Genomic DNA, 13779 nt, shown 5'->3' with positions numbered 1-13779 from the left:
TTACAAAAAAGGCTGCCCTTTATCCGGCAGCCTTTTTGTTAGATATGTACATTCATTTCCGTTAGTACTTCCTGTATTGCGCTGAGCAGGGCCTCTATGTCTTTTGGGAATATATAACCAATATTGCCAATCCGGAAAGCATCCATGAGACTTAATTTACCCGGATAAATTACCAGTCCGCGATCACTCAATGCCTGGTAAAACTTCATGAAATCAAAGTTCGGATCCTGCGGGTAGAGGAAGGAACTGATAATATGTCCCTGTATATCATGCTCGAGGTAATAGTTGAAACCCATCGCCTGCATGCCCGCATCCAGCATGGCTTTGTTTTTCTTGTACCTGGCTTCGCGTGCAACAATTCCACCCTCTGTATCCAGTTCCCGGATCGCCTGGCGAAAAGCCAGCAAACTATGGGTGGGAGGCGTAAACCGAAACTGTCCATTTTTCTCCAAACCATTCCACTGATCATACAGATCCAGACTCAGACTCCTGGCCTGTCCCTGTGCTTTCAGCAGTTCTGATTTTTTACACAATACAAAAGAGAATCCCGGTACGCCCTCAATACATTTATTTGAAGAAGAAACCAGAAAATCAATCTGCATGACTTTTATATCCATCTGTACACCGCCAAAACTACTCATGGCATCCACGATAAACACTTTACCGGCCTGCTTACAAATCGCACCAATTTCAGTAATCGGATTAAAAAGCCCGGTGGTGGTTTCACTATGAATACAGGCAACATGCGTAACACCTGGATGCTGCAACAATACCTCCTGCACCGCATTCGGAGTTACTATCTCATTTTCCGGAAATGTTTTTACGATATGAGTTATTCCATGAACCTTAGCCATTTTCACAATGCGTTCACCATAAGCTCCATTTACCAATACCAGTAATTGATCATTTTTACCAACTACGGAGCTGATCACCGACTCTACACCAAAGGTTCCGGAACCCTGCATCAATACGGTTTCATATCCTTCCTGCTGCGAAACACCACCCAGTCGCAGTAATTCTGAGCGGATTTCTTTTACTACTCCAATGAATGCATCATCTCTTGATCCCAGATCATGCAACATGGCTTCTTTTACAGTTGGAGAAGTAGATAGCGGTCCGGGTGTAAATAATAATTTATCAGCCATTTTTATTCAGTTTAATAAATTGAAAAGTCCTGTAATTTTTTTGCAACCGGCGACTGTATCCCCAGCTTGCGATTGAAGAAAAAAGAGAGCAACAATAAGAGCGCGAAACAAAACAGCGTAGTGAAATAACTGAAGTTCAGCAATACCTTACTCCATTGCAGATCGCGCATGAAGAATTGTTTGTACAAGAGTAATCCCACACTTCCCAGGTAACCGATGGAATCACAGATATAAATAAAAAATCCGGCATTGGCTTTCAGTTTGAACAAGGCGATGATGCGTTCAAACACTGCCACCTGTATGGGGATATAAGCAAGAAAAAGTCCCATTCCTAATAAGAGCATCCACCAGTAGGGTTCAATCAGTTTGTACTGAAACAAGAGCGAGGAAAGTCCGCTTAACAGGATCCCAAATCCCATTAATTGTAAGGTAAACCAGAAACCTTTGATATTACTCCGGAAGAAAGAAAGAGAACCTGCCATCAGTATAACCACGGCCCCGGTTACCAATTCTGTCTGACTGAACACCGTGATATCCCGGCTGGGTTGAATTTCCTCCCATATTTCGACGGAAAAATTATCCCTGAAATCACGCAGGGTTGCCAACAAGGAATACAAAGCTACCATTGAACCAATGCCCCATCCCAATTCGCGCACTACTTTTCTTTTGTCCTCCTGTGTCATGGGGAGTCGCTCTACGCGCAACAACTTGTCGGTATCAGAAGGTGGCGGTATGCGTGATAACATCCATACAAAAAACAAAAACAGTGGCAGGAACAAAGCACCAATAAATGCCGGCATCCAGAATTCAGAAATCCCCGGAAACAGTTTGGCAATGAACAGGTAAATGGTCTTCAGAATACCGGAAGATACAATCAGGCTGATGCTAAGTCCCATGCCGAGCGTTTCGGTAAACCGCCTTCCCTCCAGGTAGCTGAAAACAATTCCCCATACCATTCCAAGGGGTAGACCATTAAAAAACAAAAAGATGAAATTATAGGGTGGCGGTACCAGTCCGAATGCTACCAGGCTGATCTCTGCAATCAAGATCAGACTAACGATCAGGACTATCCGCTTTGAAGCGGTCAGCTCTGAAATCACTTTGATCCCGATAAACTTACTCAGCATATAACCCAATACCTGTGCAATGATCAGCACCGCCTTGTAATTCATGCCCATCCATTCCAGTCCGGCATAGGTACCTGCATTAAAGGGTTTGCGAAAGGCATACACACAGAAGTATGCACCAAAAGCCGCCACCATCGACCAGGTTATGAATAAGAGTTTGGAACTTTCCAATTTACGTGTGAGTGCCTGCATCTAGAATATTACCAGGGTAAGGAATAGGTTTTCACGTAACTGAAACATTTCATTGCTTCAATTACGCCTTCTTTAATACCAAGACCGGAATCCTTCACACCACCAAAGGGAGATGACTCAATCCGATAGCCAGGCACCTCATTGATGTTTACCGTACCCATTCGTAATTCCTTCACCAACCTGATGGCGTGTTGCATATTATTGGTAACTACACCTGAAGACAAACCAAAGGCTGTTGAATTACTGATTTCAATAGCTTCTTCAATGGTTTTGAATTTGATCACAGGAGCCAGCGGACCAAAAGATTCCTGCACTACCATCCGGGCTGTTGGAGGCACATCTGCAATAACAGTTGGTTGCAGTAAAGCACCGGACCTTTTGCCACCAAAAACAATTTTAGCACCCAGTGCAACTGCTTCCTTCGCAACAGTTTCCAGGTAAATGGCGGAAGCTTCATCAATCACCGTACCTACAATGGTATTTTCATCAGCAGGATCTCCTGATACATAGTCTGCTGCTTTTTTCACCAACTCTTCCACAAAGCGATCATAAATAGATTCCTGCACCAGGATGCGCTTCACCGCTGTACAACGTTGTCCGCTGTTTTTGAAAGAGCCCTCTGCCGCCAGGGTTACTGCCAGTTTCATATCTGCATCTTCCAGTACAATCAATGGATCATTGCCACCCAATTCAAGGATTACTTTTTTATAGCCGGCAGTTGATGCGATATGTTTACCTACTGCTACACTTCCTGTAAAGGAAACCAGCTCAATTCTCGGATCCTGCGTAAGGGGTTCTGCGATTTCCTTAGTGGGACCTAATAACACACTCAACATATATGGAGGTAATCCGGCTTCGTACAATAATTCCACCAGCTTGATAGCAGTGAGTGGAGTTTTTTCGGATGGCTTCAAAATCACAGGTGTACCTACAGCAATCGCCGGAATAATTTTATGCACCACCTGGTTCAAGGGGTGATTAAAGGGAGTGATGCAAAGGGCCAGGGTCAGGGGCTCCCGCAAGGTAAAGATCTTTCGCGCTTTGCCATTGGGAGAAATATCACAACTGAAAATCTGTCCGTCGTCTTTGAGTGCCTCCATTGCTGCAAAGAGTAATACATCGTGCGCGCGACCGGTTTCATACCTGGCATCCCGGATACAAAGACCGGATTCTGCACTGATCAGTTGTGCAAACTCTTCTTTTCGTTCTACCAGTAAGAGGCGGGTACGATCAATAATAGTATAGCGATCATACCGATTCAGTTTTTTACCTCCGGCAAGGGCTTTTTCTATAGCTCTTTCGCCATCCTTTTTACCGGCCAGCACAACTCTTCCAACTACCCGGTTATCATAAGGAGATTTTACTTCGTGAAACGTATCTGATACCACTTTTTCTCCTGCCACATACCCATACCAGTCTTTCAACTGGGTTGTATTTGCACTCATATATAGGATTTGTAAGGTTTAAACTATTGTACCGTTGATGGTAAAATCAAAAATGTCAAAGTTGCGGGGATCGCCGCCGGCCTTGATCCGATAAGCTGGCTTCAAGGGATGAGAAAGCACCATCGGTACCATTTCCTCATAGCGGCCACCATGGGAACGTAAGGTACCATCCAGGGCAGCCAGATCATGATAGGAGGCCCTGCGACCGAGTACCACATCACGCGCAGACAATACCACCAAATCACCAATCCGGTCTTCGGGTTGCTCCAGCACATGTACTGCCATCGCCCGGTCGTATACTTCGGTTATACCTTGCTGTTGCATCAGCCAGTTTTTCACTTCTTCTACTCTATCGATGGCATCCAGGTGTACCACCACATAGGAACCCAATGCGCCGTGGTGTTTCACATAAGGATCGGTAATCGGACAAATTACCCGGAATCCCAGGTCGCCGAATTGTTGCTCCAGCATCTCTTCTACGAACAATACCTGCGGACTTCCATCTGCTTTCACCTTGGCATTCATACCATGATCCGCGGTTGCACCTACCACTGCTCCCAGCTCCATGAGTTCGCCAATGAGTTTATCCTGCGCTTCATAGAAGGCCAATGATTCCGGCGCTTCCGGTGCATAGGTATGCTGCATGTAATCGGTAAGAGAGAGATACAGAAAATCTGCTAATCCCGCCTTGATAAAGGCCACACCTGCTTTCAGCACAAACAAGCTCGCATCTGCACTGTAAATGGCAGGAGTAGCTGTTCCTACGATTGCTTCCACATTTTCAATTCCATGGGTTTCCAGTTGTGCAAGGTTGGCTTTCTCTGCAGAGATCGCGATGCCCTTCATCTTATAAGAAAGTATATCCCGCAGTTTTTCTTTGGCTGTAACTACCGCTACTTTTCTGCCCGCATCTGCCGCGGCCGCCAGTATGGTGCCACTTCTCAAATAGGAAGCGGAATTCATCATCACTTCCTGCTTCAGCTGGGTATCATAGAGATAGTTCCCACAGATTCCATGCACTTTGGGACTCACACCCGTTACGATGGATGAGTTATTCACGTTGGTAAAAGAGGGAAGTGCACCTCTTACCATGCCCCGGTAGCCGGACACGCTCATTTTCTGGATATTCGGCAGCCTGCCATGTGCCATGGTGATATCCAGGTATTCATCAGCAGATCCATCCATACAAATCACCACTATAGGTTTGGCAGGTGGATCGTACTGCCGTCCATTTACCTCAAAGGACTTGGTATTCATGTTGGGTTGTTTAGTGATATAAAACTTTTTGTTTAGTATAAATATACAGCAAATAAACAAAAAGCTCCGGAATACACAAGTTTTTTCTGTTAGCTAATTATTAAGGAAGGATTAGCGGCTTATGAAGAAATAAATCACCAGCATCAGGGTATCGCTGGTACCGGGGTTGGAGAGCCGATGCCCCAGGCGCCCATCAAAGAAGATAGAATCCCCCTCTTCCAGCAGGTAGTCTTTGCCATCAATTTCATATTTCAGACTGCCCCGGATGATGTATTTATATTCAAAGGCTTCTGTATGTACCAGGTGTTTCCGCGAGGCCCCTTTTTTCAATTCCAGCAATACAATATCAGTGCTTCCACCAGCAATGGTGCGCGTGAGTATACGTTTGTATTCAAATCCTTTGTCGGCTTCTTTTTGAATCGTGCGGTAGTCGAATTTTTTCACAATCAATACCGGCGCCTCCCCTGACACGGATCGTAGCTCTTCAAAAAAATCAGGCAGATTGATTTGCAGCGATAAAATCACTTTCATTAAAACAGGCAAAGATGGGATCGCCCGGTTGTTCTCAATCTGGGAAATCAATCCCTTGCTTACCTCCGCGCGATCCGCCAGGGCCTGTACCGTAATTCCTTTTGCCTTACGAACTTCCTTGATCTTATTGCCAATCTGAATGAGCAGGTCTTCTTGCATCGTTCAAATTACAACTCTGAAAGGAAACTCACGAGATCCCGGATTTCTTTTTTAGAAAGTATATCTCCCATATTCGGCATACTGGAAGCAGCGTCTATCCGCTTTTCGATTTGTGCCTTATCATAGTTGACCGGTGCAGCATCTCCCGACTTTACCACCAGGTATTTTTCTTTTTCCTCCTGCAAAATGCCCGAAACCGTTTCTCCTCCTTTCAATTTCAGGGTAACCATTCCATAACCAGGTGCGAGTCGCGCTCCCGGATTCACCAGGGCTTCCAGGATCTGCACCCTCGTAATTCGTTTGGAGATATCATTCAACCTTGGACCCGCATTCCCGCCATAATCATCTATCGCATGACATCTTATACACTGTGCTGCCTGGTTGCGATAAAAGATTCTTCTACCTCGTTCCGCCTGTCCGCCATACATGGCTGCTGAATAAGCTGCCAGCGCATTGCCCTGGTCCAGTTTGGCAGTAACGCTTTTTAAGCGATCCTTTAATGCCGCAGATCCGGTACTATCAATAGCTTCTTCTAATTCAATACGTATATCCGGCGACAAGCTACCTGCTTCCAGTTTGCTAAGCTGCTGCTCAAATACCGGCTGCGATTGCGCCACCGGCACTTTACCCAGGGTAAGTAAAGCCGCCTGCTTTTCTTCTGTGGATCTGGTATTGATCACATCCGACAAGAGGCTTGCCATCAGATCAGCTGGCAAGGTTGCTTTGCCTAACAAATCAATGCCCGCCACCCGTACTTCTTTTTCTTTATCAGACAGTGCCTGCTTGATAGCATCGCCCATGTTTTCATATTTCAGCTCAGCCAATGATAAGAGGGCAGCCCTCCGCACTTTGGGATCGGTATCTTTTTTGAGCACAGAACCCAATACCTGGGTAGCCGGACGAATCTGCAACTTGCTCACCGCCTGTGTGGCTGCTAATCGCACAGCCGCATCCCGGTTAGTCATTAACGTTATTAAGGGCTGTCCGGCCAGCTGCTGAACAGGAGCCGGATCACGTTTCACTTCTCCTCTTAACCGGCCATCTACTCTGTCCAGCACCGAGGGCTTCACCCAGGTACTCAGGGCCGTGATGGCTTCCACCCGCATCGATGCAGGCTGTGCCTCCATGGCAGCATAGGCCAACAGGTTTTGCATCGCTTTCTCTGTTCCTACCCTCAGGTTGGCATTGATCGCTCTGCGGATCAAGGCTTCATTTTTAAAACTGGTTGTTGCCAACAAATCTCCCAAGGCAGGTAAAGCTTCGGGAATAGATAAATCATCATTGATCGCACGGGCAGTTTCTGTTACAATAAATTCATTCTTGTCTTTTAAGAAGACCGCGATACCCGGGTTCGCCATCCGACGTAAAGCTACTACTGCTGCAATGCGCAAGGCTGTGGAAGTATCATTCGCCAAAGCCAAAACAGGCTTTGCATCTCCGATTCTTGCCAACGCTAAACTACCCGCATGTCTTAGATAAGCATCTTCATCATTGTTTGCACGCAGCATGTCAATGATTGGCTGCACAGCAGGTGCATGTGCTATTCTTCCCAATGCTTCGGCTGCAAAGAACCGTACTCTTGCCTGCTCATCTTTCAATAGAGGAAGCAATGCAGCTCCTGCTGCTTTGTATTTGATATCTCCCAGCCATTTTGCTGCCTGGCTGCGGATCTCGGGATCTGTATCTTTTAAGTAAGGCAGCAATACCTGTGCATGACTATCCTTCTTCCTGGCCAGTTGACAGATACCCCAAACTGCGTGTATACGTGCCAGTTGGTTTCCGGTTTGTTTCAGCGCCGCTTCAAAAACTTTCATGGAACCCTCGCCTCTTTTTGCCAGCTCAAACTGTGCCTTCATGCGTACCCGCATATCTTCATGACTCAGCAACTCACTCAATTTTTGTTCTCCCTCTTTACTGAAATCTGCCGCCAGCAAGGCTTTTACCTGCTTTCTTATTTCTGTTGCCGGCAGCTTTTCATCATCCAGTTTCCAGATCCGGCCAAACAATCCGGTGCCCCAGCCATCGATCCAGTCGGCGATGTACAATGCCCCATCCGGACCAAAATCGAGTCCCGTTGGCAATACCCCTCCCACTACTTTTTTCGTGCTTCCCAATTCAAAGCTGGCGCCCTTGGGTTTCAGCGTAAATCCATGCACACCGGATCCAGCTGCATTGCCCACAAACTCTGCTACAAAAAAATGATTTTTATACTCCGGACTCAGGGCCGTACCAGGGTTGTAAACAAAACCAGCCGGACCGCTAACATAATTCGTAATACAAGGGGTGATATAGGCAGCTTGTCCCTCCCAACGAGGCAGGTACATTTTCTCATCCATCCAAACTTTATAGGTATTGTTATCCGGGTCATTGTATTTACCATATTGCCAGTTGGATCGCCAGCCTGCATCTGAACCATTCACGATATACACCAGGCGTTCGCGCTCACCGGCATGATCACCATCATTGTCTTCACTGATCAGATTCCCATACTTATCAAAGGCAAATTCATGGGTGTTACGCAGTCCGTGCGCAAAAACTTCAAAGTCTGAACCATCCGGATTAGACCGGCAAATCACCCCACTGTTTGGATGCTCATATTTGGTACCATCAGGACCCTTGCCATTGAAACCGATATCCCCGATCTGCCAGTAGATCTTACCATCGGGGCCCATTTCCACTCCCGACATACCATGTCCGCTGAATCCGATATGAATTCCATAGCCGGTTGAGATGGAGGTCTTTTCATCTGGAATCCCATCGCCATTTTTATCTTTCATTCTCCACAGATCCGGTGCTACGGCTACATAGAGATCATTGCCATCAGCCAGCACACCACCTGCCACATCAGTAACTTCATCATGAAAATCATTCACCACCATCCTGGAACGATCCGCCACTCCATCTCCATCAGCATCTTCCAGGCGATAGACTACTTCTGTTTCTACTGTCAGGTCTCGCCAATCGCGGGAACTATCCCCATTTACATCAGTCAGCCAGCTATTGCGAGCACTGTTCTCCGGAGCCAGTTCCGTATGCAGGAATTTTCGTCTATCCTCCACCGTTTGTAAAGAGATGGAAGCAATCTCCCAATCACGATGCCCCCGGATATCAAACTCGGAGTTTACCTGCCGGTTGGTTTTATTGTAATACACTCTGCCCAGGTCGTCCACATCAATTGCCACCGGTGAAATTACCAGTGAATCAATACCCCAGAGCTTCATGGTCAGGGTACTGCCACTGTCCACCGGCGGATTGATGAGTTTAGCTACAGAATCAGCAAATCGGTTGGTATAGGAAGGTTCAAACTCTTTTACAGGAAGCTGATCCGTTTTTTCCTTACAGGCATACACAAAAAAGAGCAAACCGGCGGCAAGGCAACCATATTTCATAGACAGCGCATTGTTGGATGTTAGGAATAGATGTAAAAATTACGCTTTTTACGGTCAGCAGCAAAGCCAGTTAAGAAATGGATAAAAATCGCTAAAAGATTGGCTATTTTCATCCTTATGAAGCAGTTTCTCCTCTCTATTGTATTGGCAATTGTAGTTACTATTTGTTTTGCCCAGGGCGATAAAGGCACCAGTTGGTATAACCCGCTCACTGCGGGCATCCCTGTTATTGAAGGCAGGTTGTGGCAATCGGGGCTTGATCAACCATATGACAGATTACCTGCCCATGCCATTCCGGTGGTGAGAAAAGAAGTCATGAACCTGGCAAGAAACTCAGCTGGTACCTATATCCGGTTTACTACCAGGTCCAATAGCATCACAGTACGATACCAGGTAGCAGGAGGTTTACAGTTTCCACACATGCCGGCTACTGGTGTAAGCGGAGTAGATCTGTATGCAGTAGATCAGAAAGGCAACTGGCATTGGATACGCGGGAAGTATTCCTTTGGTGATACCATTCGATATAATTTCAGTCCGGTTGATTCCACCATTCAACTAAAAGAATTCAGGCTTTATTTACCACTATACAATACTGTTAGATGGATGGAACTGGGAGTGCCTGAAAAGCATTCACTGCAATGGATAGCCGCTACCAATGAAGCACCTGTTGTTTTATATGGAACTTCTATATTGCAGGGAGCCTGCGCCAGCAGAGCCGGACTTGCATGGACCAATATTTTGGGCAGAAAAATCTCCCAGCCGCTGGTCAACCTGGGATTCTCGGGTAATGGAAGAATGGAGAAAGAATTGATTGATCTGATAGCAGAAAAGCCCGCGAAACTGGTAGTACTGGATTGCATGCCAAATCTCAGTAACCTGGTCACTTATCCAAAAGAAGAACTATTGAAACGTTACCGGTATGCGGTGGAAAAACTCCGGGCGGGCAACCCCAAACTGCCCATCCTGTTAGTAGAACATTGCTGCGGATTGCCTGGCACCAACCTGGATAGCGAACAACGAGCTGCCTACCAGCAGGCCAGTGAAACCATCGCATCCATCTATCAGCAATTACAAAAGGAGGGGCACCAACAACTTTATCTGCTAACCGCTCCAACCATGAATTTTGATCAGGAAAGCACAGTTGATGGCACCCACCCCAACGATATAGGTATGATGAAATATGCGGAGGCCTATGAACAACTCATTGGCCGGATTTTTTCGTTGACGAAGTAGGATTATTCTCCGGGTATCCATCCTTCGACTTTTCATAGGACCCCTTTTCCTCATTCTGGTTCTCCTTGTATGGAGGCTTTTTGGAAGTAGAGCGGGGTTTCGTAGCTCTTGCTACTTTTTTCTTTTTGTCCAATGTGGAGGAGTTGGTTGACTTTTCCATATGCTTATATTTTATCAGGAAAGTAATAGGCGACATTCTTCTGCACAATGCCGGCAGAGCGTAGCACATTCCTTACAATGATCATGTTCGTGCTTTTCACATTCCATAGCGCAGGACTCACAGATTTCTGCGCATAAGGGTAAGAGTGAAAACACAAACGGACTTTGCATAGAAAGCAGTTCCGCCATTGCCTTACAAATAGTAGAACATTCCATATCTAATTGAATGCAATTCCGCATATGATGCAGCTGTTCTTCTTTCAAACAACTGGCTGCGCAGTAGCTGGAAGCTGCATAGGCCCTTAAACAGGCATCTACACAGGCTTTGTATTTTACGTGAAGATTATCCATGTTGTTGTGTTTTATCCTTACAGTAAAAAAATCCTGCCAGCCGCTATTAAAGAAGCGTTAATCTGAAGCGCTTAGAGGGCTGGCAATTGATGTGCCGATACTGGATTGAGCATCGACTGAAGCAACTCCTTCAACTTCTGTGTATTGGAATGAATGGACAGGACTACCAGGTTCGCTGCCGAATAATAGTATTTCATCAGGCGCTCTGGTTTCTTCCCGGTAAACAACCATTTCCAGCTACAGCGCGAATTTTCCATATGCAGATCCAGCTCCGCAAGTCCTTTGCAGAAGGATGAATCCGGCAAATCCATTGTGCCACCCATGAAATACAATTGTCCCTTTCCTGTTGGTGGCAGGCACTGCAGAATTTCAGGCAATAACTGAATAGTAGCTTCGGGTTTTGAAAAATCATCCTGGATCATCAGAATGAAATCATTGGCTGGGATACCCAATGCCTGCCTGGCCTGGATACGATCCATCGGCACAAAATTGATACTTCGATAATCACGGCGTTCGCCGGAGATGAATTGAATATCACCAAGGGTGAACGAACCTGGCAAGGCAAGGCGGGCTTCATTGGATAAGATAGCGCTGTTTCTCATGCTAACTACACCCAAAGAATTGTGCCAGCAACAGTTAAGGAAAATATAGACAGCCTATTTGAAAAACGGGGTATTTTAACCTCAATTTAATGTGGCAGTTTCTACCCTAATAGCTAATTTCTAATCAGGGATTGATTTTCCAGATTTTATCTGAGAAAGGCAGGTATTCGGGCAGGGCCGCAGATCCATACCAGGGAAGCAGGTCATAGGCGAGTAGGTTGGCTTTTATAGCAGGATCTGTTTGCAACAGCTCCCTGGCTTCCTCCACTGTTTTGACCTTGTCCAGGATAAAAATACCTCTGTACCCTAATTCATTTTTGCCAAAAGGTCCGGCTACGATGAGTTTACCCGCTGCCACCAATTTGTTCATATTCTCCATATGCCCTCTAAAACTTTCACTAACCATTGTTTTATCAGCAGTTGTATTGCTGCCCGTTTTCAGAATGACCAGAAAATAACTTTTCATTCCGTAGTCATCGGCACCGAGTTTTTCGGCAAGGGCCTTATCGTAGTGGGGGTTCCCAACAGCGGAGTCTTTTGGAGACTTGGTTTGCGCAGTGGCGAGGTTAACTGCGAGGAGAGATAAAAGAAGGTATAGGTATTTCATTTGTCAGTTTTTATTTTTTCGTAAAAACCAGTTTCTCTTTGTACTTAATATGTGCATATAGCCTCTTTTGGTTTGTTCAGAAAGAAAGGAGCGGCTTATCAGGCTTTTCACTTTATCCTGCTTGACTAAAAAAGGAGCAATTAGTTTTTCTATTCTTATAGTTTCTATGCCAATTCTGCGCCCAAACTCTAAAAAATCATCAAGGCTCCTATGTAAGGTCTTTTTATAATCGGCAGATGCAAAATCATCTGAAAACAGTCCTTTGTCCAGCGCGAAATCAGTATCATCAACATGTATCCTGGTATTAATAAGATCATAAGCGGGACTAAGAAAATGATCCCCGCTGATGGTTTCAAGCAAAGCAAAATTCTTCAGATGGGCATCTCCGTTGGAAAATAAATAATTAAAAACGATTAAAGTAAAGAATTTCTCAATTTCTATTTGCCAGGCAGGAACGTACCTTCTGATAAGTTGAGCTGCTTCTTCATATGAATAGCCATACTTAAAATTGGGACCACCGGTTTGGCTTGTAAGGCCAGCAAGAGTTGCAAAATCTTCCTTTCCCCATTTACTCCCATCTTGCTTAACATCGAACCTCCGGGTGATATAAGCTGGCGTTCCATCTTTAAAAAAGATGAGCCCATTTTCTGCTGTATTAATTCCGAACACCTGGGATGCGATTTGCATGGTCAAATGTTCATTAGCAGGAACCTGGTCAACTTTTTTAAGATCCCGCGGTATGGGCTTTAAGATGTAAGTTCCCTGTTCGCCCTGCCGAGTCAATCGAAGCTGATTCTTTTCAAGCAGTAAGGATAATTTTTCCTGTACGCCAGATATCGAAATACGTTTCCTGTTCTCCAGGAACTGCTCAGTTTCTTCTTCATTTTTTTGAGGAGTATCGTACGGCAAAATATGACTCACCTTTTTACCATCAAACATCCTGCGTAAAAAAGCAGGACTGTAGGTTGAGTAGCCTTCAGCTAAACTCCCGGGGCAATATTTTATTTCAGGCATGCTCATCAACTGATCGGTTTCACTGTTATTGCACCTATTGTATCATATTGCGCAGTTGCTTCCAATAAACCAAAATCATCAGCTTCATCAATTTTTAAGGTCCGGCATTGAAGTTTTCGGTTGACCCCTTCAGACAGCATATTAAAGAAAAATGGGAAAAGATGATCGGCTACATGTAACTGTTTTATCTTGGGAAGGGTAAGACTAATTGGAGGTTTGGAGGAATCAGCAAAATATTCATTGGTATATCGAAATGTGTAGCGTTGCTTGTTTTCCTCGGTAAGAATACCAGCGAGGGACTTATTCCAATATATCTCCAATGCTCTCATACACTTACTTAACTATCTTTTTAACCTCCAGCTTCATTTCCAATCCTAAAACAGCAATAACTTTTTCAATCAGATCAACTGTCGGATTGGATTCACCCCGTTCTAATTTGTATAGCGAGTTGACACTAATGCCTGCCAGTTCAGCTAAATCAGGCTGAGTAATCCGGAGTGATTTTCTCCTTTCCCGAATGACTTTCCCAATATCCTCTTTTAACACTATAGTGTGATTTTCGAGTTAA

14 protein-coding genes are annotated in these 13779 nt (G+C 45.3%); 1 reads left to right on the top strand and 13 read right to left on the bottom strand.

Annotated features, from left to right (window positions below):
* Positions 1 to 38: 38 nt before the first annotated feature.
* From MD536_RS19230 to MD536_RS19205, 6 genes are all read right to left on the bottom strand, one after another.
* A complete protein-coding gene (locus MD536_RS19230; protein WP_239603113.1) occupies positions 39 to 1145 on the bottom strand; it encodes a 2-aminoethylphosphonate--pyruvate transaminase in 1107 nt (368 codons plus the stop codon).
* 11 nt (positions 1146 to 1156) lie between these two features.
* Entirely contained in the window at positions 1157 to 2464 is a 1308-nt protein-coding gene (locus MD536_RS19225) for a DUF5690 family protein (RefSeq protein ID WP_239603111.1), read from the bottom strand.
* An 8-nt stretch (positions 2465 to 2472) separates the two neighbouring features.
* Positions 2473 to 3909, bottom strand: a complete 1437-nt coding sequence (gene phnY, locus MD536_RS19220; protein WP_239603109.1) for a phosphonoacetaldehyde dehydrogenase — start codon at positions 3907 to 3909, stop codon at positions 2473 to 2475.
* Positions 3910 to 3927: 18 nt separating this feature from the next.
* Complete coding sequence (gene phnA / locus MD536_RS19215; protein WP_239603107.1) at positions 3928 to 5166, bottom strand: phosphonoacetate hydrolase; 1239 nt, start codon at positions 5164 to 5166, stop codon at positions 3928 to 3930.
* A 111-nt stretch (positions 5167 to 5277) separates the two neighbouring features.
* Positions 5278 to 5856 carry a helix-turn-helix domain-containing protein gene (locus MD536_RS19210; protein WP_239603105.1) on the bottom strand — a complete coding sequence of 193 codons (579 nt, stop codon included), beginning with the start codon at positions 5854 to 5856 and terminating at the stop codon, positions 5278 to 5280.
* A gap of 8 nt (positions 5857 to 5864) precedes the next feature.
* Positions 5865 to 9245, bottom strand: a complete 3381-nt coding sequence (locus tag MD536_RS19205) for a HEAT repeat domain-containing protein (protein ID WP_239603102.1) — start codon at positions 9243 to 9245, stop codon at positions 5865 to 5867.
* A 117-nt stretch (positions 9246 to 9362) separates the two neighbouring features.
* Here MD536_RS19205 and MD536_RS19200 point away from each other — a divergent pair, with 117 nt between their 5' ends.
* Positions 9363 to 10478: an SGNH/GDSL hydrolase family protein gene (locus MD536_RS19200; RefSeq protein ID WP_239603100.1), complete on the top strand. Its 1116-nt coding sequence runs from the start codon at positions 9363 to 9365 to the stop codon at positions 10476 to 10478.
* Here the strand turns inward: MD536_RS19200 and MD536_RS19195 are convergent.
* The 7 genes from MD536_RS19195 to MD536_RS19165 form a co-directional block, all read right to left on the bottom strand.
* Positions 10447 to 10638, bottom strand: coding sequence for a hypothetical protein (locus tag MD536_RS19195; RefSeq protein WP_239603098.1), 192 nt, complete (start codon positions 10636 to 10638; stop codon positions 10447 to 10449). The two genes, MD536_RS19200 and MD536_RS19195, sit on opposite strands and share 32 nt — an antisense overlap.
* Positions 10639 to 10652: 14 nt before the next feature.
* On the bottom strand, positions 10653 to 10988 hold the full coding sequence (locus tag MD536_RS19190; RefSeq protein WP_239603096.1) for a four-helix bundle copper-binding protein: 336 nt from the start codon (positions 10986 to 10988) through the stop codon (positions 10653 to 10655).
* Between the two features lie 71 nt (positions 10989 to 11059).
* Positions 11060 to 11590 (bottom strand): hypothetical protein, encoded by a 531-nt coding sequence (locus MD536_RS19185; RefSeq protein ID WP_239603094.1) that lies wholly within the window; start codon positions 11588 to 11590, stop codon positions 11060 to 11062.
* Positions 11591 to 11714: 124 nt separating this feature from the next.
* Positions 11715 to 12197: a YciI family protein gene (locus MD536_RS19180; protein WP_239603092.1), complete on the bottom strand. Its 483-nt coding sequence runs from the start codon at positions 12195 to 12197 to the stop codon at positions 11715 to 11717.
* A gap of 3 nt (positions 12198 to 12200) precedes the next feature.
* Entirely contained in the window at positions 12201 to 13136 is a 936-nt protein-coding gene (locus tag MD536_RS19175; protein ID WP_239603332.1) for a type II toxin-antitoxin system HipA family toxin, read from the bottom strand.
* Positions 13137 to 13216: 80 nt separating this feature from the next.
* Complete coding sequence (locus tag MD536_RS19170; protein WP_239603089.1) at positions 13217 to 13540, bottom strand: HipA N-terminal domain-containing protein; 324 nt, start codon at positions 13538 to 13540, stop codon at positions 13217 to 13219.
* A 4-nt stretch (positions 13541 to 13544) separates the two neighbouring features.
* Complete coding sequence (locus tag MD536_RS19165) at positions 13545 to 13757, bottom strand: helix-turn-helix domain-containing protein (RefSeq protein ID WP_239603087.1); 213 nt, start codon at positions 13755 to 13757, stop codon at positions 13545 to 13547.
* Positions 13758 to 13779: the final 22 nt, after the last annotated feature.

The sequence above is a fragment of the Flavihumibacter cheonanensis genome (assembly GCF_022352215.1).
In the GTDB taxonomy this organism is placed as follows: Bacteria; Bacteroidota; Bacteroidia; order Chitinophagales; family Chitinophagaceae; genus Flavihumibacter; species Flavihumibacter cheonanensis.
The sequence above is the reverse complement of the archived record's forward strand: the minus strand, read 5'-3'. Positions and strand labels throughout refer to the sequence as shown.

Bases quoted from the DNA above. Each gene is read 5' to 3' on its own strand.
- MD536_RS19230 (WP_239603113.1), bottom strand. From the start codon at position 1,145: ATGGCTGATAAATTATTATTTACACCCGGACCGCTATCTACTTCTCCA.
- MD536_RS19225 (WP_239603111.1), bottom strand. From the start codon at position 2,464: ATGCAGGCACTCACACGTAAATTGGAAAGTTCCAAACTCTTATTCATA.
- phnY (WP_239603109.1), bottom strand. From the start codon at position 3,909: ATGAGTGCAAATACAACCCAGTTGAAAGACTGGTATGGGTATGTGGCA.
- phnA (WP_239603107.1), bottom strand. From the start codon at position 5,166: ATGAATACCAAGTCCTTTGAGGTAAATGGACGGCAGTACGATCCACCT.
- MD536_RS19210 (WP_239603105.1), bottom strand. From the start codon at position 5,856: ATGCAAGAAGACCTGCTCATTCAGATTGGCAATAAGATCAAGGAAGTT.
- MD536_RS19205 (WP_239603102.1), bottom strand. From the start codon at position 9,245: ATGAAATATGGTTGCCTTGCCGCCGGTTTGCTCTTTTTTGTGTATGCC.
- MD536_RS19200 (WP_239603100.1), top strand. From the start codon at position 9,363: ATGAAGCAGTTTCTCCTCTCTATTGTATTGGCAATTGTAGTTACTATT.
- MD536_RS19195 (WP_239603098.1), bottom strand. From the start codon at position 10,638: ATGGAAAAGTCAACCAACTCCTCCACATTGGACAAAAAGAAAAAAGTA.
- MD536_RS19190 (WP_239603096.1), bottom strand. From the start codon at position 10,988: ATGGATAATCTTCACGTAAAATACAAAGCCTGTGTAGATGCCTGTTTA.
- MD536_RS19185 (WP_239603094.1), bottom strand. From the start codon at position 11,590: ATGAGAAACAGCGCTATCTTATCCAATGAAGCCCGCCTTGCCTTGCCA.
- MD536_RS19180 (WP_239603092.1), bottom strand. From the start codon at position 12,197: ATGAAATACCTATACCTTCTTTTATCTCTCCTCGCAGTTAACCTCGCC.
- MD536_RS19175 (WP_239603332.1), bottom strand. From the start codon at position 13,136: ATGTTTGATGGTAAAAAGGTGAGTCATATTTTGCCGTACGATACTCCT.
- MD536_RS19170 (WP_239603089.1), bottom strand. From the start codon at position 13,540: ATGAGAGCATTGGAGATATATTGGAATAAGTCCCTCGCTGGTATTCTT.